Genomic DNA, 23,908 nt, shown 5'->3' with positions numbered 1-23,908 from the left:
AAGATAGAAAATAGAAATACACACAGCCTAAAATACCGTCATTCCGGCGTGCTTTAGGCCGGAATCCATTCTGTTGAAACAGTAAAGAGTTGATAGAAAAAGCAAAAGACTAAAGCTTGTCACAGAAAAAAGCAGATAAAATCATAGTGAAGCTGAGAGAAGCAGAATGTATTATCATTTCGCTGTTACTCGTATTTACTTGCTCCTAGCTGCTTTTAGCTATTCGCCATAGAGCGCTACGCTGCACAGAGAACACGGAAAACATATCTAATATTGGGCTAGGTTAAACCCCTCCCTATAAATTTTATATTTTAACGAACCTAGAACCGCAAAATCTTAGCCTGCTCAATTCAAGGTGCAGTGACCGAGGAAAAATCTTGAAGCACCTATGCTCGCGGCTTTAATTTAATCAACAACGCCAGCCTAAGTTATAAAAGCTAACCCTACTTAATATTGTTATTAGAATCATCTTTCAACCAAGGCAATATGGATAAAATAAAGTCCTCAACATCTTCAGGTTGCTCACTTTGATAACTATAAACACGAATACCAAAAATTATGAGCATGAGCTGTTTTGCGTATTGCAAACTGATCTCAGGAGAGAATATCGTCTTTAGGATAGCGCAGTAATTTGCTTCGATTTTTGCAAACTCTTCGGAAACGTTGCTAAGTATCGACTCATTGTGAGCTGACAACTCCAATTGAGTTTTAACTAAAAAGCAGCCGCAGTAATCCTTGGCTTTGGCCTCTTCGAACAAGTCCACCAGTATCGACTTAATGCCTTCAATAACACTTGAACTGCCTTGTATACGGTTGTTCACAGTCGTAATAGTGGCCGCAGCATAGCGACTAAGAGCAAGCAAGTACAACCCTTCTTTACTTTCAAACTCTCGGTACAAACTACCCGGGCGCAATCCAGTAGCTTGTAACAATTGCTGCATAGATGTTCCATGATAACCATATTGCCAAAATGTATTGATTGCCTGCTCAAGTACGACATCCACATCGAATTTTTTAATCGCCATAACGCTCATTACTTTATTGAGTACAGGGATATTTAATAACATTTTGAATGACTATTCAAATTGATATTGACAAACATCCCATACGGAAATAACATTTTGAACGTTCATTCAAAAAAACAAATTTAATCTTAAGGAAAATGATATGAGTCTTAAAGAGCAATTAACTGAAGTACGCGAAGCATCTGCTAAAAACATCCCTGCGGAAAAGCTTTCTGTCATGCTGGCTGAAACCGACAACCTAAAAGCAAAAGAGCTGGAGAAGAATGCTCCAAAAGCGGGTGAAGTGTTTCCTGCATTCTCTCTTACAGACCAACTTGGCAACCAAGTGAGTTTGTCAGAAAAGCTTTCTCAAGGCCCAGTAGTACTAACATTTTACCGTGGCGGCTGGTGCCCATACTGCAATCTAGAATTGCGTGCCTACCAAAGCGTTCTTGACGACATCAAAGCACAAGGCGCTAGCTTACTGGCTATAACACCTGAGCTACCTGATGCATCACTTTCAACAGCAGAAAAAAATGCGCTAAGCTTCTCTGTATTGTCTGATCCTAACTCTGAGTTTTCTAAAACCTTAGGTCTAGTGTTCACTCTACCGGATTCAATCAAGCCTATTTACAGTGGTTTTGGCATTGAAGTTGAAGCTCATAACGGCAAAGGCGCTTTCGAACTACCTCTTGCTGCAACCTATGTCATCGCCCCATCAGGAAAAATCGTATTTGCTGATGTGCATGCTGATTACACACACCGCGCAGAGCCTAGCGAAGTCGTTGAATCATTGAAGCAAATCTAAAAGCACGGCAATAACTTACTAACAGGAAACGTTAAAATGACGCGTTCATTCAAACTATTAGCATCGGCCGCAATGATTGCTACCAGTGCATTCAGCCTAAACATGGCAGCAGCCGATGAAGCAAGACAGCTTGAAGTAGTCGCCAAGCTCAGTGCCGAAACGCCTCCGGGTAACATTGCGGTGAGCTCTGATGGCCGAATTTTTCTCAGTATTCACGGGTTTTACGGCAAATCTCTACGAATTGTTGAGCTGTTACCAGATGGAACAACCAAACCTTACCCAAATGAAAACTGGGCGTATGCGGCTCAAAGCCGTGAGTCTGGTGGGCTTTACGGTGTACTTGGATTAAATATCGATGCCAATGGCATTTTATGGTTGTTGGACACGTCTGGGCCTGAACATGCCGGACGGTTAGTAGGATGGAACACCAATAAAGAACAACTACATAAAGTAATCTACTTAGCTAAACCTGTGATTACTGGCTCAAGCTTTCTAAATGACTTAGCTGTTGATAGCAAAAACAACGCAATTTACATCGCTGATACGGGCACAAGCTCAATCATTGTGGTTGACTTGACAACAGGCAATGCTCGCCGAGTATTGAAAGAGTCGAAGTCAACTAAAGCGGAAGACATCGATATGGTCATTGACGATCAAACAGTCTACCTAAACGGCCAACCAGTTCGTATGGGCGTGAACCCAATTACGATCGATAGCAACTTTGAATACGTCTACTACGGCGCGATGTCTGGCACAAGCTTGTACCGAATTGCGACCAAAAACCTATTAGATACAAGGCTATCAGAGCAAGAGTTAAACAAGAAAGTGCAGCGCTATGGTGACAAGCCCATTTCTGACGGCATAACGATCGATAACGCTGGCAATGTGTATGTTACTTCAATAACAAATGACGCAATCGGTTATGTTCAACCAAATGGTCATTATAAAACCCTAATTCAGCGCGATGATGTGTCATGGCCTGATGGGCTTGCAGTTGGCTTAGATAGTTACATCTATGGCACAGTGAATGAACTGCACCGCTCTCCCGTATTAAATAACGGAAAAGACAGTACTCAGGGCGAATTTAAGGTCGTACGCTTTAAGGCATTATCCAATGCCAACACCGGCCGATAATTAAGCCAATAAAATCGCTCATTCTAAGTAAGAACTTGAAGGGTTACACTCTTATTCAAACAAGAGTGCAACCCTTAAATCTTAAATCTTAAATCTTAAATCTTAAATCTTAAATCTTAAATCTTAATCAGTATAGAATAGCTGTACTGACAAGGTGTAATTGACCATGACAGAGTTTAAATATGCAGCTTAGCCGAAAGACTAAAAAGCCATTCACCACAGAGCGCTTCGCTACACAGAGAACACGGAGGAAAGAAAAAATACAGGGTTATTTTAATTCCCCCCTCCGCACACCATTTTTGATGACACGCTCAAAATATTCATTTCAACGTATTTAATACTGGACGTATCTATCATCACTTATCTATATATACCTTCTTAGAAACTTGCAGAAGTTCACACGGATGTTAACATTAAGATGAAAACTATTAATTTTTATACAACACAAGAAGGTAAAACACCCGTTGTTGAGTTCTTAGATTCATTGCCAGCAAAGCAAGCTCAAAAAATAACTTGGGTATTACAATTGGTTGAAGAGCTAGATGTTATTCCTACTACTTATTTAAAGAAGCTGGTTAATACCCAAAACATTTGGGAAGTAAGAGCGCAAGTGGGCAATAATATTTTTAGATTATTAGGCTTTTTCGATGGTGATAACTTAGTGGTACTTAACCATGGTTTTCAAAAGAAAACTCAAAAAACGCCAGCCAAAGATATCAAACTTGCAGAACAAAGACGTAGAGATTATCTACGAAGGAAAAAACAATGAGCGATCTAAAAAAGTACGTAGCCAAACGCAAAGCCGATGATAAGGATTTTGCCGAAGGATATGATGAAGGTTACCAAAATTTAAAATTTGGCATCATGCTGAAGACGGCTAGAAAAGAATCAGGCATAACCCAACAAGCATTGGCCGAAATGCTACACACTCAAAAAAGTGCGATATCTAGAATTGAAAACCATTCTGATGACGTAAAGCTCTCCACACTTGAACGTTTTGCGTCTGCTTTAGGTAAAAAGATAGAAATCCGATTGGTATGAGTAAATGCAGCAAGAGCAAATAAAATCAGAATGGAGCTGAGTGAAGCAGAATAAAGCAGTGAATAGTAGCTAGGGATAGAAAAAGCACAGCTTAAGATTTCGTCATTTCGGTGTGCTTTTAAGCCGGAATCCATTCTTTTGAGCAGTAAATAGTTGGTAGAAAAGCAAAAGACAAAAGCTTGTCACAGAGTTACACAGAGGTTAAGGATGCGGCTTCACCGAAAAGACTAAAAGATATTTACCACAGAGCGCTACGCTGCACAGAAAACACAGAGGTTCCAACAAAATTCCCACCCCGTCATTCCGGTAGCCTTTAGGCCGGAATCCATTCTTTTGGAACAGTAAATAGAGGCTAGGAGATAGAAAATAGAAATACACACAGTCTAAAATACCGTCATTCCGGTGAGCTTTTAAGCCGGAATCCATTCTGTTGAAAGCAGTAAATAGTGGCTAGAAGATAGAAATACACACAGCCTATAATCCCGTCATTCCTGCATGTTGTTAGCAGGAATCCATTCTGTTGAAGCAGTAAATAGTGGCTAGCAGATAGCAGCGAATTAAAGCAAAGATCTAATATTGGACTGGTTTAACCCCTGCCCTTATCTATAAAATTTATATTTTGACGAAACTAGATCCACAGAATCATGACCAACTCAATTCAAGACGCAGTGAGTCTTAAATTTGTTTAAAAGTGACACTGACCCATTTTATTTTTGAGTGAGTTTGAAGTAGTGTTTCTTTGTGGCCACAAAGCCCTGATAAATGGGACTAAAGACTCTATTCTAGTAATCTAATTCTAACGTTCTTAAATTCAATAGGATGACCTTCACTTTGTAACCCGATATAGCCCGAGTCTAATGCCTTACCACCTTGTGTAAACTCGGCTGCAGCACCTTTTACCATTTGGTCTTTAGCGTCAATTGTAGGGTTGCTATACACAAGTACCACTTCGCCATTGATTAGTTGTGTTATTTTGGGGCCTTTAACAATTAACTCAGCCGTTACCCATTGATCTTTAGGCAGGGCTTTTTTGTGTGATGATAAACAATGCTTCGGATATACCTTTCCATTAAATTCAATGTTTGTGCCAGGCGAACACATATTTCCTGTAGTTCGCTTACCATCGCCTAGGTCTGCTAGGTATTGCATTTCGACCGACACGGGCCAATTTTGATCTTTGTTTTGAGATTCAGCTGACTGGCTATGAAACATCACTCCGCTATTTAACAAAGCGTAACTAGGCGCATTCTCTTCAAAGTCCCCACTAAAACGGTAGTCAACGGTAAGATGAAAGTTTTTAAAGGGAGTTTTGTAAAATATATGGCCAAATTCGTCGCTAAAGTCATATTGGTCATAACGCACTTTAAGCATTCCTTCCTCTACTCTGAAGGTATTGCCATAGTTATCACCTGCATCATAATGATGAATTTTCACCGTCCAATCGTCTAAATCTTTACCATTGAATAGTGTTATCCATTCGTCTGAACTAGGCGTTTTGCTGCACCCAAATGTTAATATCATGCATAGGGTGATTAAAAATAATTTATTGGCCATTAAGCTATTTATCTATTTTATGAATTGAGTTTTTATACATGAGCGCCGAACATTTAACCTTAATTTTTTAACATTTTCACTTTTTAAATCGCTATTCAGTCCACTTAGCTCAAATAATCTAGTTGTGGTGAAGGTCAATGTATTTCGGATTCCCTTTAACAATTAGAGTCAAAAGTAGTCGGCAATAACTGTGTTGGATGACTGTAAGTGTATAATCAGCGGACTAAGGGATACACAGGTACGTTGTATATCAGTGTATCTGGTGATGTTAAGAATGTGCTTTAGCCTCAACTCAAACTCGCCAATATTACATTCACTTTTTGAGTAATCTCAAAAACCAAATAACTGACCAAAATATAAAATCCAATAACCCGTTATCAAACGTAATGATACCTGCTATAAAAATGGCAAACTCAAATACCCTCCGCTTCCTATACGCAAAGTATTAAGCGCCTCAAGAAAGGACTGGAACAGCCATTCACAACGAAACTTATACAGCACCAGTTGTGCGTTTATCTACTTTTTAATGGACGATACAAAACGAAAAGCCACACTTGTAAAAATGCTTAAAGCGGAACAAAAAAACTTATGTAAAACCTTGTCTTTTGAGCAAACCATGAAGATTTTTAATTTGAGCGATAGAGAGTTACAAAATAGATTTTCAAGGTGGTTAGCTAAGGGGGATAAGTTTACTCATCAAATATAGGGCAACGAATAATTAAATTCAAAAGTGCTGCCTTCGCAGGCCAATTATCATTAAATGTGATTTCTATTAATCGTCTAAAATAACCTTGTTCTGCCCCCGATATTTCCCTTGTTAAAATTAATAAAAAACGAATATCGGGGTCAGAACACGATATTCCTGGACTTAGTTAAAAAAATCGTTTGGTAGAGCGAGTGTTATTCTAAGTGCTGTTAAAATAAGTTAAACGTTAGTAATGTAGAACTAACGTTTAACCTATCTTAACAAAAGAAACAAATATGCATAATCGGTGGCCTTTAGTTATTGTAGTTACATGTTTTTCACTAAGTTTAATTGGTTCATTTGTTCTCTTTTATTTTCTCGAATCAAATGCAGAGGGAAATTTTAAGGGATATACCTTAGGAGGAGCTATAGCTGGCTTTGTAGTGATATTTTTTTTGGTTAAAAATCTCTTTTTAAGTTTAACAAAAACAAACCTCAATTCTACTCAGAGCCTTATAGTCCTAAATCTTTGGGGAAAGAACCAATCTAACAATTACAAAGAATGGTTATTTTCCCTTATTGATAGATATGACACTAATTCACTCAATGGTCAGGAGAGTGCTTTTCAATTGGAAGCAGAATCAATTCGTTGTAAATCCAGGCGGGAATTATCAGAATTTAGCAGTCTGAAAGGTAATTTAGCAGATTATGTAGATTCAATTTTTAATCGCAAAAACTTTGAAGATGACATTAGTAATGTTTTTAAATTGATTACTTCATCAGAAATTAAAACTTCCGAAAAGCGTTACAAAATTTTGAAGATGTTAGAAAATAGGAGAGATATTTTATTTACAAAGTATGAATCTGATTTTCGTGCCACTTCAAAATGATCTTCCCCTAAGCCTGCAGGTGTTTTTTACTGGGACTTTAGAGTTGGGAAAACTGTGGCAATCGCACCAATGATGATTCGGCGACTATGACACGAAATTAAAGCGGGTGTCCATGTAATAGGTGTTGTCGCTACAAATGTGTCCATCCAACTTTTTTCGCTCAAATGGCCTCTTTGACATTTGCGCCTAAAATAAGCCTTTTTGTGCTGAAACTTTAAATGCGGGAAAAAGCAGTGGCTACGCCACCAAAGAGAATTATCTTGCGATGGATGTCTTCGTAATTTCCTATCAAAATTAAGACAATTGAAATCATTTGAAGTTTCAACGAACCTGACCCCACAGGTCATGCCCCCACAGGTCAGAGAATTTAAATCATTTCAATTTTCAACGGATCTGACCCCGCAGTTAGCATGGTTAGGTAGCTTCAAATAGAGTCGTGATATTAATACAATGTGGGTTTGTTAAAATATCGTCTTTTTTAATGTAGTCACTATTAGCAATAATTACGGCATTACTTGAACCCGAAAACTGTAATTGGCCAGCAACTGAAATTAGCGACTTTAATTCTTTAAATTGTACATTACCACCATAGGATTCGTTTTCGCTATTACATGTATATTTTTTTTGTCTTTCAGTCGCTAAATTATTATCTTCCAAAAAGTTGGAGCCACCCGTAAATATATCTTCATTATTTGATTTCATCAATTTAGATAAAATATCTTCTAATTGACCGTGTTTGTCTGCATGCTCTTCATCGTGAAAAATATAACAACCAATCTCATAATCACTTTTGATTTGAATTTCATTATTATTTAAATTTGGCAGCTCTAATGAAGCCTTCAAATTTTCAAGCCTAGCATCTACGCCTTGTTCATCGGAATCTAAAAAGTATAAAAACCTATAATTTAATTTGTCATACTTTTGAATTTTTCTGATATTTTCTTTGTTTAAATTTAGATACATATCAACTATTGAGCTTGCTCCATCATGACAAAAATTGGCGTCTCCATCTAAATTATGAAAAATGACCAAAGTATTACCACGTGTTAATACTGAATAAGGAACTTTTGGTTTTGGACGTTGAAATTTAAATTCATAGTCTTTAATTTTCTTGTCGCCTAAATTTTTTTGATATAGTTCATTAAATGGAATAGGAAAATTCTTTACCTTTTTATCATAAAATGTAAATCCTTGAATCAATAAGACTCTAATTAGAAAAGCTATATCATGATCACCTTCACATAAAACAATTATATACTTATTCATGTGACTTCCCTCGTAAATCAAAATCAATGGTATCGATATACTCTTTCAATTCATTACCATCTACGTAAACAGCCTCTACAATTCCTGAATTATTTTCAATGAAATAAGAAGATATTTCGTCATTGTGGTAGTCATTATTAACGAAAGCATCGATACATTCTTTTGAGTGCGAAGTTAGAAAAACTTGAACATTAAAGGTACTCGCAAGTTCTTGCACAAACTTGGTAAACTCGATTAATATTGAGTTATGGATTGCTGTTTCAAATTCGTCTAAACAAACTATTCCATTTCTTGCCGATGCAAAACTTAATGCTATTTCAAATATCCTTTGTAGCCCTTCTCCATAATTTGTAATTTCTATATTTTTATCTTTAAACTTCGTAGAATCAACTATAAACCTTTGAATATCATCAACTTCATTTAGTCTAATATCATTAATAGAATCATCTATTTTCTTTAAGAACTTAACTACTAGACTAATGGCTGCTTGCCCATTTTTATCTTTATTAATAGTATTTTTATTATAAGTTTCAACAAGTTCATCCAAATTGTAAAAATACGGACTTTTAAATATTGACTTACATAAGTGCTCTACTTTTTCATTTTCTCTGTTTAAGGTGTCATAGCCAAAAGTATGAATTGTATTAGTCAATTCACGTTCATTCAATTTTGCCTGTAATAAATATGAGGCAATATAATCATCACTTTTATTAATGTTCGACGCTTCGAATTTATTAAATTTGACAGAGGCATTTGTATTGTTAAATACGCCTTGCACATCTATAACTTCATTTTTATCAAAAACTTCGTTAAGCCAAATTGGATTTAATAGCTTCAACTTATTCCTTAATTTAATTATCTCTAAAAATGCTCCAATATCATTTTGTTTCGTAAGATAATATAAAGCCTCAAGTAGTGTTGTTTTACCGCTATTATTAAAACCTGCAAAAATATTGATTCTTTTTAAATTATCAATATTGAATTTTTTAAAAATTTTATATTGATTTACCAATAGGGATTTAAAGTGGGAGCTACTAGAGTCGTGTTCAAAAGCGACTGAATGATTACCATAATTTATTTCCATATAACTCTTTTGAGGAACAAATTCATTTAATTTAGCTTTAATAGATTCTAATGTTTCAATATCTTCATATTGAATCATATTTTTATAGCTGCTCAATTCGTTAAAGCTATTCGAAAACTCTGTAAGTGACTTTTCATAATTAAGTTTATCAACTTCTCCACTTACCATTAAACCTCGAATTATGCTTTTTGTTTTTTCCATTTCAATTAAAGCATTTTCATTATTTATAAAAAGAGCAAGCTCTCTAATTTCAAGTGCTTTGGTAATAATTGGATCAATTTCTTCATATTCTTCACTTTCATCATCAATAAGTTCTTCATTGGTTGATAGCCATGAAAACAACCTTTGCATATTGCTTGTATTACGGCAAAAATATTCGTGATCATCCCAGTCCAGCCACTCTTTGATCTTAGGTCGTTTCATTATTTCAACAAAAAATGAGTAATCTTTACTTTCAAATTGATCGCCAAAGTCGCTATTTTTATATTGAATAATCAAATGATAAGCCCGTTGTGAACTGCGTAATTTAATTTTAGTTATCCCAAGAGATTCGCATAGTTGTGTTTCTTTATCTGAATATTCAATCGACTTCCAATATGGCTTCAAAAAATCATAAATTAATTGAGCTTGATTAATAGCAGACCATTTTTTATTTCCACTAATATGTTTCAACCCCATTATAATTAGGTGTTTTTCTTTACTTTCATTTGAATGAATTTCAAATGGTATTTTTTTAAAAATTTCAGGATTTAAATTACCAATACTTAGTCCATTTTCATAATCTTCCTGCAGTACTTTTAGCGAGGCGACTCTTCTATTACCTTCAATTACTAAATATCTATTTTGACCAAGATCTCTAACTTGAATAACATCAACATCTAAAAATCCATTTGACTTAAAACTTGCTATTAAGTCCTTAATATTTGCTCTTTTGTTACCTTCAATAAATGTTGATGAGCGTTTTTGAATATTTTCATCAAATAGGTCACTTTCAGGAACCTCTATATATCCATCATTATCAACAAATCGATAATTATTTGGATCCAAATAGAGATTTTTGAGATTGAAACTTCTTCTTTTGGTAGTTTCAATTATTGGCTCATTCATAAGTTTTCCAGGTTATTTTTATTAATTTTGCGAGATCAATATTAAAAGTTTATATAATCATAAATAATCATACCGTACTAACTTCTAAAAGCACTTCCTAATCATTATATAACTCCTGATTTACCACTCCCTCAACTGCTGCATCTCTCTCAACCTACCACGCTGCACCACCAGCGCTTCAAACAAGTCGTCGATTGATTCGTTGTTTGAGTTTAAGCCCGGTAAGGCGATGTTGGCTTCGGCGAAAAAGCGTTTGTTTTGCCATGGCTGGTTAGCTGCTGTTTGCTCTAATTCTGTTGAGGTATTTGCCGCAGCGGTACTTGGAGAGTTAACTTGGTAGCTGGCTGCTTGTTCTTGTATTTGGTTTGAATTACTGGGTTTAAGCCAAGCTTGTTGCCACCAGTGTTGAATGCGTTCTTTGGCGTTTTTTAATTTTTGTTCTGTGGGTAGTCGGTCGCTTTTTTGGTTATTGATTTTGCAGTCGGTGGGTAAGAGGTTCCATAAGTCGTTATTGGGCCAGCGGGCAAAAGGCATACTGTGGTCAATATCGTATTGTTTGTTTAGTGACTTGGCTGACCATACACATTGGGCAAGTTCTGGGGTTTGTTGTTTCAGTTGTTCAAAGCGAGTGCGTACTTCAGTGGTGGTGCGTTTTGGCTCTAACCAGTTTAATGCTTGTTGTAAGTGGTGTTGATTTTCTGCTGCGGCATATTGCTGATTGCCTGCATAACTGGCCATGGTTTTTACCCATTCGCTGACCAATACTGGCTCTATCCAACAGGCGTATCGGTTGAAGGCCAACCATGTAGATTCTGGCAGTGAAAACTCGCCCCATTGTTCTAAGGTTTGTAGATCTAGAAAAAGGCTGTCTTTGGCTTTGACACTTTTTTTGTCTACTTCAAATACCACTTGGTCACTATTTGGCAAGGTGATGAAACGACAAGGCATGGTTTTAATGTTGGTCACTGCAGCCGAAATGGTTTTGTGTAAGGCGATGGCATCGTCACCCATAAATAAGTTGCCAATGCGATAATCTGCCGCCGTGCGATGGGTTAACTTATGCCAACCATCGGCTTTCATAAAGCCCATGTTCGGGCTTTTATTGGGTGTTTGATATAACTGGTGCGTATCTATTAACTCTTTATATTGATGGCACCAATACAAGGCGACTAAACCAACAGGTAAAATCACCCTGTCACCACTTGGAGTAGCTTCTCGGCGTAATACTGCCCCTGGATGGCCGTCGGCAATTCGTAACAAAACTCTTAAAAGCGCTAGCTTGTGAGTGGCAGATTTACCGTCGTTAATCGCTACGTAGCGAATAAAAGGGAATGCACCTGTGCCGTCATCTGGCATTTGCAGCACAAGGGTTTGCCAATGCACCTCGTCGCGGCCTAGTTTGTCTGTTTGGTTTGCAGTGACTAATGTCGAAAATAACCCAAGGTTTTGCGCTAAACCTTCTACTTCTTCCACACTCACATCGTACATACAGCGTTCTTGCTGCTCGCTTGCTGTCATACCAAACTTGAGAGAAATAACAATTTTGCCGCCCGGCTTAAGTAAGTTAGCCAGTTTACGTAAGGCGCGATTACGTTGCGAAGGCGCTACATGCATCCAAACGGCACTGAGAAGAATTAAGTCAAAGCTGATTTCTAGACGGGTGATCTTGTCGAGTGAAGGCAGAGAATCTTGCAGCCAATGAACATTATGTGCGGCAGTGGTTAGCTGCCCTACTTTCATGAGTTCTGCTGCAGGTTCAACCGCATAGATTTGGCAAGTGTTAGATATGGCTTGAGCTGGGGTTTGAATTGCGGCGGCAAGTTCTGCGATACGTTTTACATCACGGCCCACCCCTGCGCCAACATCCAAAATGGAGGCATTAGGCTTTTCTAAAATAGGCGTTAAATGCTGTGACCAAGTACTATGTACGTCTTCAAAGGTGACTGATAGATACTGCTGAGAAATCTCATTAACTTGGTTGTTGTAATAGTCCGCAGACATTGTATTCCTTTTATTGCAACAGCAAGCCCATTAAACCAAGACTATGCATAGGATTTACCCCATTTACCTTAGGGTATTCATCCACTTGTATTAACACCATCCTAACAACTTTTGGGATAAAAGAAATACCAAAAATATTTGGCTCAGATCCGCTGGTTTTAGAAACACATCAACAAAAAGCAATTCACCACAGAGTTCACAGAGCGCTTCGCTGCACAGAGAAGGGCGAAATGATTGTTAAAACTAAATCCCCTTAACAATTAAGTACTACTTCTTACACATAAACTTTCTTTGCTTAACCTCTGTGTTCTCAGTGGTTCAAATTCTTTTGCTTTTATCTTTTCTATAGCATCTAGTCATTGCTCTAAATGCCTTATGGATTCCGGCCTAAAAGCACACCGGAATGACGGAAGGGTAAACCATATGAATTAATTGCTGACGTGCAAACCACTAAACCTTCGCAAACTAAAGTTAAACCCATCGATGAGCCAATGGTTAAACCAAAAAATACCACCACATGCCCAAAATGTGCTTCACCTATGGTGAAACGGGTCGCTAAAAAAGGCGCGAACCTTGGCAATGAGTTTTTGGGTTGTAGTAGTTTTCCCAAATGCAGGCACATAGAGCAACTCTAGTTACTAGTTACTCATCACCCAAAGTCACCTGATACTTCTCAAGCAACTTTTGTAGTTGTGCGCCTTGCATGGCCACACGGCCTTGATCCCAAATTTTGATGAGTTGTTTTCTTTTTTCTGTGGGGATTTTTTTTGAAAAAATCGGTATTTCGATTAGATTTTTTTCTAAACCGGGGCGTACTATGACTAAGTCGTCATTTAACTTTAGGCGGTGTAATAGGTGTTGTAGAACCAGTTCGTTGTCGGCGTATAAATCGACTCTTTTGTCTTTAATCATCCTAAAGATTCGGTCAACCACATCATCGTCACCCGCTATCACTTCGACAAAGTTGCTATTACTTGGATCATCTAAATAGGCTTGGTAATCAACACTCATTGAACTGTAATTCCAACCGGGACCAGTGGCAATGCGTTTACCTTTTACCGATTGAATACCTGCATAACGCCAGGGGTCGTTGCGCCTTACAACAAAAGCTGAGGGATAACTAAAGGTGGCTTGGCCGGCAAATTCGAAGTCTTGCTCGGCTTCTTCGGAATATAAATATTCTGGCAACATATCACACAACCCTTCAGCCACCATATTTAGCCCTCTGGCCAGTGGCACTTCGTAATAGTCGAGTTGATAGCCTTTTGCTGCATAAATTTGCGCTAACATATCGATAACCACACCACGGGAAGGAGCCCCTTGGGTGGGGAATATCGTCATGGGTGCCCATTGGTCGTAACACACTTTTAGAGTGTTAGCCTGACTCTGGTGAGTCACAACACTGCCTAAAATAAACAATGCCGCACTCAATAGCCGAGGTGTGTGTTTAGTGGTTAACTTTTTATACTTCAACACGATTACGGCCTTTATCTTTAGCACCAAATAGTTTCACATCTGCTCGTTTAAACATATCATCAATAGACGCCTCTTCTGGCTCAGATGCTTCAACGCCAAGGCTTACTGTGTAAGTGATGGTTTTACCATCCACCTCTAAGCTGGCATTGGCAATAGCTTTGCGTATTTTATTGGCAAGCATAAAGGCGTCATCACTATTTGTATCATTTAGAAAAATACCAAACTCTTCGCCCCCTAGCCTGCCCACTAAGTCAGACTTTCTTAAGAAGGTTTGGATGGTTTCGGTGAAATGAATTAGTACTTTGTCGCCACTAAAATGCCCAAACGTGTCGTTGATGGATTTAAAATTATCTAGGTCCATCAACACTAAACAAGTGGGTGTTTTTTGTCTTTGCCCAAGGGCCAATAGGCGTTGTGCGGTTTCAAAAAAACGTCCGCGATTTAACACACCAGTCAACGAATCTGTGCTGGCCATATTTTCGAGTTTTTTATTCAGTACTTGTAATTCTTCGGTGCGCTTTGCAACGGCCTCTTCTAGCCAATTTCGCTTGCTTTGCTCATCTTCTAATAATTTTTGCCTGTCACTTTGGATAGCCGCGAGCATCTCATTCATATGCTTTTGCAATAAACTAAGCTCGTTGTTTTCAATGTTGGATAGGTTAATCCGCTGGCTAACATTTTGATTGAGCTGCACTTTATCCACTTGCGACATTAATTCTTTTAAAGGTTTGGCCATATATCGATCGAAAGCCCAAATAAATAACCAAAACAAAAGTGATAACTTTATAAACTCGGTCAATCCAATTAACGAAAACCCAAACAAAACCCGATCCAAAACCACCTCTGAGGATGAATACAGCACTAAGGTACCCAGAAAAATACGCTCTCCATTTAGCTGCCAATTTAGCTCTGATTGGGTTTCGAAAACCGACATGGGCTGTGAGTTTGCAGCGTAAACCCGTTTAGAAATTAACGATTGGCCCTGCTTATCGAATATGTCCACCCCTTCGATAATTGGCATTTTTACTAAGCCAGCACTCAGAGTTTGCAACTGAGTTTGATTGTATTGCCACATACTAGTTGCAACAGAGTCGAGCACAGTTTCTTGCAACTGTATTAATTCTTTTGAAATAGAATCTTGAGTTTTCAAATATTCAGACAAGAACTGCACACTCGTAATTAGGCAGGTTACAAGCAAATAAATCGAAAAAATCACACGCAACATTTTTTGGGAAAGGTTGTTAGGACGAAGGAAACGTAAAAACATGTATAAGATTACATACCGAAATACTGCAAGTTAGCAGTAATCTTAAATGACTCACCGGCCTAATGGAATAAACTTCGGCACTGTAAAAAAACAGCTCTGCGCTGACCGTGTAAAGAAATACCCTTTATAATGACATTATCTGATAGGTTAATAGTTACTCTCACAATAAAAAACAAACTAGACTCTTAAACAACAAGGAATAACGGACCTGACTTATGAACTTCCAAGAATATTCAGCCTATTGTTATAGCCAACTGGTGCAAGTGTTTAACAACACCCTTAAAGGGCAACCAGACGATAAGTTAAAGTTTCGCACTGAAGGATTATTACAAGCCGGTAAGCTACTTGGCTATTTAAGCCGTGAAGACGCCACAGAACTCATGAACATGGCACACATTGAAGTATTTGGCCAAACCATAGAAGACCGCAAAAATCACAAAGAAAACATAAAAAAAGCCCTGACTGATGACGGCAGCGATTTTTTTACTATTCCGGCTTATGAGAGGCGTGGAGAGTTAGATCGGTAAACACTATTCAACTTTATCGAGCCAAAGAATAAATCATCTTTTTTGCTAAATTGCTTGTCTAAAACGAGCCACATCTGCCTTTGGTGAAGCACCAAATAGGCGACTGTATTCACGACTGAATTGTGATGGACTTTCGTAACCTACTTTATAACTTGCGGTAGCAGCCTCGGTGCCTTCATTGAGCATGATGCGTCTGGCTTCGTTCAGTCGTAACTGCTTTTGAAATTGCATGGGTGACATAGTTGTAACCGCCTTAAAGGCTTGATACAAAGCAGATTCACTTAGATGCACCTTTTCTGCTAGCTCTTTCACACGTAGGGTTTGGTCAAAACGTTGGGTAATCATCTCTATTACGCTGGCCACCCTATGAGCTTGACTATCGATACGGGTAAAGTCTCGCAGTAAGGCACCCTGCTCTCCCTGTAGTAATCGGTATAAAATTTCACGCCTAAGAAGAGGCAACATCACTGGAATATCAAAAGGCCGCTGACTGAGTTGAACTAAGCGATGTATTGCATTAAGTAGCGGCAGATCGACCTGACCAACATTCAGGCCCTTGGCTTTTTCAAGGCTCTTGCCATGATCGGCAGTGTCGATAATTAGATCCGTTAATTCGCGCATATTGATATCCACGCGCACCCCAAAGTATGGTTCTGTTGAACTAGCTGTAAGGATCTTACCCGCTACTGGCATCATTACAGGCACCAATAAAAATTGTAAAGTGTTGTAATGAATAGTTTCTTCACCACAATAAATTACCTTTGAGCCTTGCACCAAAACACAAAATGCTGGTTCATAAATAACAGGCGTCACTTTGGTAGGTGAATCACTGCGAAACAGAACTAACTCGTCGATTGCGGTTTCTTGTACACCATCTTGAGTAGTAAGTTGCTGAATTAAATCTGCTAGTTGTTGGCGCTCTTTCTCCAAACTCGATTCCACAGGGTTTGTAGCTTGAGTTAACATAATTGACCTCACGGATGAAAATTGACTCTGCCGTTAGTATAGGGGCAATTCTCCAACAACATGGATAGTTTGAGTAGGTAATTAGAGTATTAGGCAATAACTGTGGAGAAACAGACAATATTCGTTTTGCCTGTTTACTCTGCAAATTGTTAAAAAGATAGTCTAAACGTTAGGCCCGAGGAAATGCCAGTAGACTGAGTTCTGCCACTTGCATCAGTTGCTCTGCACTGGCACCACTGGTGGCCTGAATTGCCATGCCTTGCATTACAGTTCCCAAAAATTTTGCTAATGCAGTAGGGTCCGCACTTGCGGGTAAATCTCCTTCTGCCTGTGCACGAATGAAACGATCACATAATTCCTGCTCTGTATTAAGACGCTTGGCAATCAACGCTTGTTTAACTGACGATCCAGCTTCACTGCATGACAAAGCCCCTTGTACAACTATACAGCCCTGTGGGTGACTAGTGTCAGCCAAATTGTTGGCAGCGCCCCGTAACATGTACTCGGCGACTTCAAAGGCGGTAGATTTCTCTAATGCCGGATAATAAGAATTACAGGGACGTTGTTCATATAATTCTATCGCTTTTAAAAACAGCTGTTCCTTATTGCCAAACGCAGAATAAAGGCTGGGCTTATTGATCCCCATGGCTGAGGTTAAATCACTGAGCGAGGCGCCTTCATAACCTTTTTGCCAAAACACCTGTAAGGCATTTTCCAGTGCTTTCTCAGCATCGAAGGCTCGCGGGCGTCCCATCTGAGTGCAGGTTGTAGTTGCCATAAAAACCCTCAAAGAAAATATCATTCAACGTTATTCGTAATAAGCGACTAAAATTGAGTCGTTCAAAATGTTTACTTACCAAATGGTACATAAATTCTAACACTAAAGTTACAAGTCTGCTCAATCCTAACTTCCTCAGGAGAATTAGGCAATAAAACTAGAGTTTTTGATATTCAGCTTTGTCACTTACTCCTTATTATATACCCAAACCAAACGAACAGTCAGGCAGCACCTTTAGTTTGGTAAATACGTAACAAAGTTGGTTATTTTTTGCCTATCACGACACACACAAATACAAAGACCTGAATATTCTAATATAGTTCCAAACTTACTTACCGGTTGGTACATAAATAGTTTGACAGTTTTCTATCACCCTATATATTTACCACTCGGTACATAAGTAACCTATATAACAATTCGTCACATAAATTTGAAATTTAAAGGAGATATTCACCATGAGTATGAAACGCACAATAAAGGCATTTATGTTAGGCAGTTTTGCCGCAGCAGTGTTAGTAGCTTGTGGAAACAATCAAACATCTGAGCAAGCTCAGCCGCAAAATTTACCTCAAGTAACAGTAGCCCATGTCATCAGCGAACGTATTACAGAATGGGACGAATTTACCGGTCGCCTGCAAGCTCCTGAAACAGTAGTGTTAGTGCCAAGAGTATCGGGTCATATAGATACAGTAGCGTTTAAAGAAGGGGGGTTAGTTAAAAAAGGAGATTTGCTATTTGTTATCGATGATCGCTCTTTTGCGACAGAAGTCGCTCGCTTAAAAGCTGAATTGCAAAACGCTAAAACTGCCGCTCAATTGGCAAAAAGCAATTTTCAGCGGGGTGAACAGTTAACCGCACAGCGCGCCATTTCTGCTGAGGTTTTGGACAATAGACGAGCAGCGGCGCAACAATCTGCCGCTTCTGTCGCTTCGGTTGAAGCAGCACTTGCCCATGCTCAGTTGGATTTGTCTTATACCCGTATTACCGCACCAATCAGTGGCCGAGTATCGTTTGCACAAATAACTGCCGGTAACTTTGTAACTGCTGGGCAAAGTCAGCTAACTCAAATTGTGTCTACTGACAAAATGTATGCCTATTTTGATGTCGATGAGCAGTCGTTCCTTAAGTACACCCAATTGGCTAGTACTGGTCAGCGGGCTGATACACGAGATGAATATGCTAATCCGGTATATATGGCATTGGCTAATGAACAGGAGTTTAGCCATATTGGCAGCGTTGATTTTGTTGATAACACCATTAATCAACAAACCGGCACTATCAAAATCAGAGCCAGTTTCGCTAATAGTGACAACCGCTTAATTCCTGGCTTATTCGCACATTTAAAACTAGTTAGCAGTAATTCGTTTCAAGGAATTTTAATTGATGAGAAAGCCGTGGCTACCGACCTAAACCACAAGTATGTGTTAGTAGTCAAAGACCACACATTGGAATATCGCCCAGTAACATTGGGTGAGAAAGTCAACGGTTTACGACTTATTACTTCAGGCTTATCTACTGATGATTTAATCGTAATCAACGGATTGCAAAGGGTTAGACCCAATATGCAAGTTGAATCTAATGTGGTCGAAATGACTAATCAAGAGACGTTAAGCAAACTTCGCCAAACACAATTATTACTTGACCAAACACAAACTGAACTAACAGCAAAAACTGATAGCTCGGGGACCCGTGGATAAAGGAGACAACATGTTATCGCAATTTTTTATTAGGCGGCCCATTTTTGCGGCTGTTTTGTCACTACTGTTCTTTATCAGTGGCGCCATTGCCGTCTGGCAACTGCCTATTACTGAATATCCAGAAGTAGTACCACCCACAATAGTGGTTACGGCAAATTACCCTGGGGCCAATCCCAAGGTCATTGCCGAAACAGTCGCTTCGCCTCTGGAGCAAGAAATTAACGGTGTTGAAAACATGTTGTACATGTATTCACAAGCAACCTCTGACGGGCGCATGACCTTAACTATTACTTTTGCTATAGGAGCCGATGTAGACAAGGCACAAACTCAGGTGCAAAGCCGTGTTAACAGAGCGACTCCTCGGTTACCAGAAGAAGTACAACGTTTAGGTATAGTCACAGAAAAATCATCACCCGACTTAACTATGGTAGTGCATCTCACCTCTCCGGATCAGCGTTATGACATGTTGTATTTGTCTAACTACGCGGCATTAAATGTTAAAGATGAACTGGCTCGTATCCAAGGTGTGGGCGCTGTCAGACTATTTGGGGCCGGCGAATACAGTATGCGCGTTTGGCTTGACCCGAATAAAGTTGCCGCTATTGGTTTATCACCTAGTCAAATATTAGCGGCCATTCGAGAGCAAAACCAACAAGCAGCTGCCGGTAGTCTTGGCTCACAACCTAGTGGTGAAGCGGACTTTCAGCTGTTAATCAATGTACAAGGGCGTTTGTCAAAAGTAGGAGAATTTGAAGATATCATCATTAAAGTGGGTGAGCGCGGCGAAATTACTCGGCTCAAGGATGTAGCACGCATTGAATTAGGTGCCTCTACTTATGCTTTACGCTCATTGCTCGATAACCAAGAAGCCGTAGCGATACCGGTATTTCAGGCCTCGGGTTCAAATGCCATTCAAATATCTGACGATGTACGCACAAAAATGGCTGAATTATCGGCCGATTTCCCTGATGGTTTAAGCTACGACATTGTTTATGATCCCACCGTTTTTGTACGTGGTTCAATCGAAGCTGTGGTCAAAACATTACTTGAAGCAGTGTTACTTGTTGTATTGGTGGTGGTGTTGTTTTTGCAAACCTGGCGCGCATCCATCATTCCTTTAGTAGCGGTTCCAGTTTCTTTAGTCGGCACCTTTGCCTTTATGCACTTATTGGGCTTTTCACTGAATGCCTTGTCTTTGTTTGGGCTGGTACTAGCCATTGGCATAGTAGTAGACGATGCCATAGTGGTGGTCGAAAACGTAGAGCGTAATATTGCTGACGGCTTATCGCCTATCGCCGCCACACAAAAAGCGATGAAAGAAGTCACTGGACCTATTGTGGCGACTACTTTGGTCTTAGCTGCGGTATTTATTCCCACTGCATTTATGTCAGGTTTAACTGGGCAGTTTTACAAACAATTTGCCTTAACCATTACTATCTCAACCTTTATCTCCGCCATCAACTCATTAACCCTGAGCCCTGCGCTGTCAGCTTTATTGCTCAAGGGGCATGACCAGAAAAAAGACGCGTTAACCCGAATAATGGACAAAATGTTTGGCGCTTGGGTATTCGCTCCCTTTAACCGACTCTTCGCTCGTCTATCAGACGGGTACGGCTGGTTAGTGCGTAAAGTCCTTCGTTTTGGCGCCATAGTAGGTCTGCTATATGTGGTGTTGTTAGGGTTGACTGGCCTGCAGTTTGCCAATACCCCTACAGGTTATGTACCAGGTCAGGACAAACAATATTTAGTGGCTTTTACTCAATTACCTGATGCATCGTCGTTAGAGCGAACCGAAGCTGTAATTAAACAAATGTCTGATATTGCCCTTGCGCAACCTGGTGTGGCGCACTCCGTTGCTTTTCCGGGTCTGAGTATTAATGGATTCACTAATAGTCCTAATAGCGGCATTGTATTTACTCCGCTTGATGATTTTAGCCAGCGCCAAGATCCCGCGCTATCAGCTCAAGCCATAGCAGCCGAGTTAAATCAAAAATTTTCGGTAATTGAAGATGCTTTTATTGCCATTTTTCCGCCACCGCCAGTACAAGGCCTTGGCACAATAGGTGGCTTTAAATTGCAAATACAGGACCGAGGCAATTATGGTTATGAAGAGTTGTACAAGGTCACTATGCAAGTTATGCAAAAAGCTTGGGAAACACCGGAATTAGCCGGAATATTTTCAAGTTATCAAGTGAGTGTACCGCAACTCGATTTAGATATTGATCGCACTAAAGCCAAACAATTATCGATTTCATTGGACGAAGTATTTCAAACCTTGCAGACCTATATGGGATCGGTTTACGTCAACGACTTTAACCAGTTTGGCCGTACCTATCAGGTTAACATGCAAGCGGATGAGCAATTCCGTCAAACCCCAGAACAGATAAGTCAGTTAAAGGTACGTAACCAACAAGGTGACATGATCCCTCTGGGCTCATTTATTCACGTCAGCAACAGTGCCGGTCCAGACCGCGTGATGCACTACAACGGTTTTACCACAGCCGAAATTAATGGCGGCCCTGCTCCAAGTTTCAGTACTGGCGAAGCACAAGCCGCTATTGAGAAAATATTGGCTGATACTCTGCCCAACGGCATGACATACGAATGGACCGAGTTAACCTATCAGCAAATTTTGGCGGGTAATGCAGGCGCATTTGTTTATCCTCTGATCATTCTTTTGGTATTTATGGTATTGGCTGCGCAATACGAAAGTTTAACGCTGCCGTTAGCCATTATTCTAATCATTCCAATGACCCTGCTATCTGCGTTAAGTGGCGTGCTTATCTACGGCGGTGACAACAATATTTTCACCCAAATTGGACTCATAGTATTGGTGGGGTTAGCAACCAAAAATGCGATCCTCATAGTGGAGTTTGCCAAGGAGTTACAGGATAGCGGATTACACGCCAAACAAGCCATACTCGAAGCGGGACGCTTACGCTTGCGCCCCATTTTAATGACCTCTATCGCTTTTATTATGGGGGTGGTGCCTATGGTATTTTCAAGTGGTGCAGGCGCCGAAATGCGTCAAGCCATGGGTGTAGCCGTGTTCTCTGGCATGATTGGTGTCACCTTATTCGGTTTAATTCTTACCCCATTATTCTACTATGTTCTAGCAAAACGTGACGTGGCAAAACAACAAGGATCACCCTCTCTAACTACCAATACGGAGCAAAACAACCATGGATAAATCGATAAGATTAAGTATTCTCAGCTTAACGATAACAATCCTAAGTGCTTGTACAGTAGGCCCTGAATATGTAGCGCCAACGCAGGTCGAAAAGGTAAGACTTGAGCATCCATACCAACAAGCATTACACGCTACAACTTGGTGGCAAGCATTCGATGACGAAGAGCTCGATCGTTTGGTGGCGTTGGCCTTACTTGAAAATCGTACTTTGGTTAGGGCCAAAGCCAATGTCGAACGCGCAGCGGCCATTTTTTCCGAAGCAGACAACGATTTCCTACCGAACGCATCTATCGATGCTGACTATCAGGCCGTTAGAAATACCTCCATCTACACCACAGATGATGGTGTTACCACTCGCGGTAATAGCCTTGGAACGAGCTTAAACTGGGATTTTGACTTATTCGGAAAAATTAGTCGAGCCACAGAGGCAGCTCAGGCCGATACACAGCAGGCTCAAGCCCTGTTGCATAACGCTCAGGTGCAAGTTATTAGCCAGGTCGCAATGACCTATGGAGATGTTCGAAACGCGCAACAGCGTCTAACACTGGCTGAACAAAATCTTGAAAATGTGCAAAAAACTCTTGCCCTAGTGCAAGCCCGAGTCAATTCAGGATTTAGCTCTGAGTTTGAACTGGCGCGCATTGAAGCTCAGTATTATTCAATAAATTCCACGTTACCACGTTTTCAAAGCGCATTGTTTACAGCACAGTCGACCCTGTCTGCCCTGCTTGGCAAAGCGCCGAACGAATTAGTGTTGAGTGATGTAACAAAGTTGCCACAACTCAAACAACCTGTGAGCATTGAAAACAGTCAACACTACCTGATTTTTCGTGCTGATGTTGCTGCAGCTGAGCGACGTTTAGCAGCCAGCATCGCCAACATAGGTGTGGCCACTGCCGATCTCTACCCTAACCTATCGGTTAGCGGTTTTTTAGGCTTTGTATCAAATCCTGGCTTGAACTTAAACAATGCTAGCCAAGGTTGGTCTATTGCACCCCGTCTAAGTTGGAATATTGGTGATATAGCGTCAACCAAAGCACGCATAAGAGCGGCCAATGCAACAGCAAAAATGGCCTTGGCAGACTTCGAGAAGAAGGTTTTTGAGGCAGTTAATGAGATCCAACTGTCACTGCAAGAATACCATTTAACTAGAGAACAACATTTACTTACTGAGCAACAGTATAAAGCCAGCACCAAGGCGATGATCATTGCGCAAGTGCGTTATGAAGCTGGCAGTGGTGAATTTTACGATTTGCTTGAAGCGGAGCGAGATTGGCTTACAAGTCGTGATCAGCTGGCGCAATTGGAACTTGCCGGCTTTGCCAAATTGGTCAATATTTATCGGGTTTTTGGTGGCAGTTTGGTCTTGCAGCAACCAGCAGTTTAAGTGTTACATCCAATACAAAAAATGGGCACCTCAAGTGAGGTGCCCA

General features: G+C 39.9%; 19 protein-coding genes. 10 read left to right on the top strand and 9 right to left on the bottom strand.

Annotation, left to right across the window (positions count from 1 at the left end; genetic code table 11):
• Nucleotides 1-443: 443 nt before the first annotated feature.
• Nucleotides 444-1,025: a TetR/AcrR family transcriptional regulator gene (locus tag AAC000_RS18485; RefSeq protein WP_339724800.1), complete on the bottom strand. Its 582-nt coding sequence runs from the start codon at nucleotides 1,023-1,025 to the stop codon at nucleotides 444-446.
• A 142-nt stretch (nucleotides 1,026-1,167) separates the two neighbouring features.
• Here AAC000_RS18485 and AAC000_RS18480 point away from each other — a divergent pair, with 142 nt between their 5' ends.
• The 4 genes from AAC000_RS18480 (at nucleotide 1,168) to AAC000_RS18465 (ending at nucleotide 3,987) form a co-directional block, all read left to right on the top strand.
• Entirely contained in the window at nucleotides 1,168-1,812 is a 645-nt protein-coding gene (locus AAC000_RS18480; protein ID WP_339724798.1) for a peroxiredoxin-like family protein, read from the top strand.
• Between the two features lie 36 nt (nucleotides 1,813-1,848).
• Nucleotides 1,849-2,946: an L-dopachrome tautomerase-related protein gene (locus AAC000_RS18475; protein WP_339724796.1), complete on the top strand. Its 1,098-nt coding sequence runs from the start codon at nucleotides 1,849-1,851 to the stop codon at nucleotides 2,944-2,946.
• Between the two features lie 418 nt (nucleotides 2,947-3,364).
• Nucleotides 3,365-3,715 carry a type II toxin-antitoxin system RelE/ParE family toxin gene (locus AAC000_RS18470; RefSeq protein ID WP_339724794.1) on the top strand — a complete coding sequence of 117 codons (351 nt, stop codon included), beginning with the start codon at nucleotides 3,365-3,367 and terminating at the stop codon, nucleotides 3,713-3,715.
• Nucleotides 3,712-3,987, top strand: a complete 276-nt coding sequence (locus AAC000_RS18465) for a helix-turn-helix transcriptional regulator (RefSeq protein WP_339724792.1) — start codon at nucleotides 3,712-3,714, stop codon at nucleotides 3,985-3,987. The genes AAC000_RS18470 and AAC000_RS18465 overlap by 4 nt, the downstream gene beginning before the upstream one ends.
• Nucleotides 3,988-4,764: 777 nt before the next feature.
• Here AAC000_RS18465 and AAC000_RS18460 read toward each other — a convergent pair.
• Nucleotides 4,765-5,541: a DUF1080 domain-containing protein gene (locus tag AAC000_RS18460; RefSeq protein WP_339724790.1), complete on the bottom strand. Its 777-nt coding sequence runs from the start codon at nucleotides 5,539-5,541 to the stop codon at nucleotides 4,765-4,767.
• A 981-nt stretch (nucleotides 5,542-6,522) separates the two neighbouring features.
• Here AAC000_RS18460 and AAC000_RS18455 point away from each other — a divergent pair.
• The gene (locus AAC000_RS18455) at nucleotides 6,523-7,116 is read left to right on the top strand and encodes a hypothetical protein (RefSeq protein WP_339724788.1); all 594 of its coding nucleotides are present in this window, start codon (nucleotides 6,523-6,525) and stop codon (nucleotides 7,114-7,116) included.
• A gap of 414 nt (nucleotides 7,117-7,530) precedes the next feature.
• On the opposite strand, the gene AAC000_RS18450 is transcribed toward AAC000_RS18455, so the two are convergent.
• The 3 genes from AAC000_RS18450 to AAC000_RS18440 form a co-directional block, all read right to left on the bottom strand.
• Complete coding sequence (locus AAC000_RS18450; RefSeq protein ID WP_339724786.1) at nucleotides 7,531-8,382, bottom strand: hypothetical protein; 852 nt, start codon at nucleotides 8,380-8,382, stop codon at nucleotides 7,531-7,533.
• Nucleotides 8,375-10,573, bottom strand: a complete 2,199-nt coding sequence (locus AAC000_RS18445) for an AAA family ATPase (RefSeq protein ID WP_339724785.1) — start codon at nucleotides 10,571-10,573, stop codon at nucleotides 8,375-8,377. The genes AAC000_RS18450 and AAC000_RS18445 overlap by 8 nt, the downstream gene beginning before the upstream one ends.
• Before the next feature lie 120 nt (nucleotides 10,574-10,693).
• Entirely contained in the window at nucleotides 10,694-12,574 is a 1,881-nt protein-coding gene (locus AAC000_RS18440) for a class I SAM-dependent methyltransferase (RefSeq protein WP_339724783.1), read from the bottom strand.
• A 491-nt stretch (nucleotides 12,575-13,065) separates the two neighbouring features.
• Between AAC000_RS18440 and AAC000_RS18435 the strand changes: the two genes are divergently transcribed.
• A complete protein-coding gene (locus tag AAC000_RS18435; RefSeq protein ID WP_339724804.1) occupies nucleotides 13,066-13,209 on the top strand; it encodes a topoisomerase DNA-binding C4 zinc finger domain-containing protein in 144 nt (47 codons plus the stop codon).
• Nucleotides 13,210-13,216: 7 nt separating this feature from the next.
• Here AAC000_RS18435 and AAC000_RS18430 read toward each other — a convergent pair whose 3' ends face one another.
• Nucleotides 13,217-14,050: a transporter substrate-binding domain-containing protein gene (locus AAC000_RS18430; RefSeq protein WP_339724781.1), complete on the bottom strand. Its 834-nt coding sequence runs from the start codon at nucleotides 14,048-14,050 to the stop codon at nucleotides 13,217-13,219.
• Nucleotides 14,037-15,221, bottom strand: coding sequence for a diguanylate cyclase (locus AAC000_RS18425; protein WP_339724779.1), 1,185 nt, complete (start codon nucleotides 15,219-15,221; stop codon nucleotides 14,037-14,039). The genes AAC000_RS18430 and AAC000_RS18425 overlap by 14 nt, the downstream gene beginning before the upstream one ends.
• A 311-nt stretch (nucleotides 15,222-15,532) precedes the next feature.
• Here AAC000_RS18425 and AAC000_RS18420 point away from each other — a divergent pair, with 311 nt between their 5' ends.
• Nucleotides 15,533-15,844, top strand: coding sequence for a hypothetical protein (locus tag AAC000_RS18420; protein ID WP_339724777.1), 312 nt, complete (start codon nucleotides 15,533-15,535; stop codon nucleotides 15,842-15,844).
• A gap of 45 nt (nucleotides 15,845-15,889) precedes the next feature.
• Here AAC000_RS18420 and AAC000_RS18415 read toward each other — a convergent pair whose 3' ends face one another.
• Together AAC000_RS18415 and AAC000_RS18410 are read right to left on the bottom strand one after the other, a co-directional pair.
• A complete protein-coding gene (locus tag AAC000_RS18415) occupies nucleotides 15,890-16,810 on the bottom strand; it encodes an AraC family transcriptional regulator (RefSeq protein WP_339724775.1) in 921 nt (306 codons plus the stop codon).
• Between the two features lie 169 nt (nucleotides 16,811-16,979).
• Nucleotides 16,980-17,588 (bottom strand): TetR/AcrR family transcriptional regulator, encoded by a 609-nt coding sequence (locus tag AAC000_RS18410; RefSeq protein ID WP_339724773.1) that lies wholly within the window; start codon nucleotides 17,586-17,588, stop codon nucleotides 16,980-16,982.
• Between the two features lie 455 nt (nucleotides 17,589-18,043).
• On the opposite strand from AAC000_RS18410, the gene AAC000_RS18405 reads away from it, so the two are divergent.
• The 3 genes from AAC000_RS18405 to AAC000_RS18395 are packed head-to-tail and all read left to right on the top strand — an operon-like array spanning nucleotide 18,044 to nucleotide 23,862.
• Entirely contained in the window at nucleotides 18,044-19,285 is a 1,242-nt protein-coding gene (locus tag AAC000_RS18405) for an efflux RND transporter periplasmic adaptor subunit (RefSeq protein ID WP_339724772.1), read from the top strand.
• A gap of 10 nt (nucleotides 19,286-19,295) precedes the next feature.
• Nucleotides 19,296-22,475 (top strand): multidrug efflux RND transporter permease subunit, encoded by a 3,180-nt coding sequence (locus AAC000_RS18400; protein WP_339724770.1) that lies wholly within the window; start codon nucleotides 19,296-19,298, stop codon nucleotides 22,473-22,475.
• A complete protein-coding gene (locus AAC000_RS18395) occupies nucleotides 22,468-23,862 on the top strand; it encodes a TolC family protein (protein WP_339724769.1) in 1,395 nt (464 codons plus the stop codon). Before AAC000_RS18400 ends, AAC000_RS18395 begins: the two co-directional genes overlap by 8 nt.
• Nucleotides 23,863-23,908 lie beyond the last annotated feature (46 nt).

The sequence above is a fragment of the uncultured Paraglaciecola sp. genome, from assembly GCF_963977085.1.
In the GTDB taxonomy this organism is placed as follows: Bacteria; Pseudomonadota; Gammaproteobacteria; order Enterobacterales; family Alteromonadaceae; genus Paraglaciecola.
This window is presented reverse-complemented; position numbering and strand designations above follow the sequence as displayed.

Excerpts from the sequence above, each read along its gene's own strand:
- AAC000_RS18410 (WP_339724773.1), bottom strand. The coding sequence starts at position 17,588 with ATGGCAACTACAACCTGCACTCAGATGGGACGCCCGCGAGCCTTCGAT.
- AAC000_RS18485 (WP_339724800.1), bottom strand. The coding sequence starts at position 1,025 with ATGGCGATTAAAAAATTCGATGTGGATGTCGTACTTGAGCAGGCAATC.
- AAC000_RS18415 (WP_339724775.1), bottom strand. The coding sequence starts at position 16,810 with ATGTTAACTCAAGCTACAAACCCTGTGGAATCGAGTTTGGAGAAAGAG.
- AAC000_RS18435 (WP_339724804.1), top strand. The coding sequence starts at position 13,066 with ATGGTTAAACCAAAAAATACCACCACATGCCCAAAATGTGCTTCACCT.
- AAC000_RS18460 (WP_339724790.1), bottom strand. The coding sequence starts at position 5,541 with ATGGCCAATAAATTATTTTTAATCACCCTATGCATGATATTAACATTT.
- AAC000_RS18440 (WP_339724783.1), bottom strand. The coding sequence starts at position 12,574 with ATGTCTGCGGACTATTACAACAACCAAGTTAATGAGATTTCTCAGCAG.
- AAC000_RS18480 (WP_339724798.1), top strand. The coding sequence starts at position 1,168 with ATGAGTCTTAAAGAGCAATTAACTGAAGTACGCGAAGCATCTGCTAAA.
- AAC000_RS18400 (WP_339724770.1), top strand. The coding sequence starts at position 19,296 with ATGTTATCGCAATTTTTTATTAGGCGGCCCATTTTTGCGGCTGTTTTG.
- AAC000_RS18465 (WP_339724792.1), top strand. The coding sequence starts at position 3,712 with ATGAGCGATCTAAAAAAGTACGTAGCCAAACGCAAAGCCGATGATAAG.
- AAC000_RS18450 (WP_339724786.1), bottom strand. The coding sequence starts at position 8,382 with ATGAATAAGTATATAATTGTTTTATGTGAAGGTGATCATGATATAGCT.
- AAC000_RS18470 (WP_339724794.1), top strand. The coding sequence starts at position 3,365 with ATGAAAACTATTAATTTTTATACAACACAAGAAGGTAAAACACCCGTT.
- AAC000_RS18395 (WP_339724769.1), top strand. The coding sequence starts at position 22,468 with ATGGATAAATCGATAAGATTAAGTATTCTCAGCTTAACGATAACAATC.
- AAC000_RS18405 (WP_339724772.1), top strand. The coding sequence starts at position 18,044 with ATGAGTATGAAACGCACAATAAAGGCATTTATGTTAGGCAGTTTTGCC.
- AAC000_RS18455 (WP_339724788.1), top strand. The coding sequence starts at position 6,523 with ATGCATAATCGGTGGCCTTTAGTTATTGTAGTTACATGTTTTTCACTA.
- AAC000_RS18420 (WP_339724777.1), top strand. The coding sequence starts at position 15,533 with ATGAACTTCCAAGAATATTCAGCCTATTGTTATAGCCAACTGGTGCAA.
- AAC000_RS18475 (WP_339724796.1), top strand. The coding sequence starts at position 1,849 with ATGACGCGTTCATTCAAACTATTAGCATCGGCCGCAATGATTGCTACC.
- AAC000_RS18445 (WP_339724785.1), bottom strand. The coding sequence starts at position 10,573 with ATGAATGAGCCAATAATTGAAACTACCAAAAGAAGAAGTTTCAATCTC.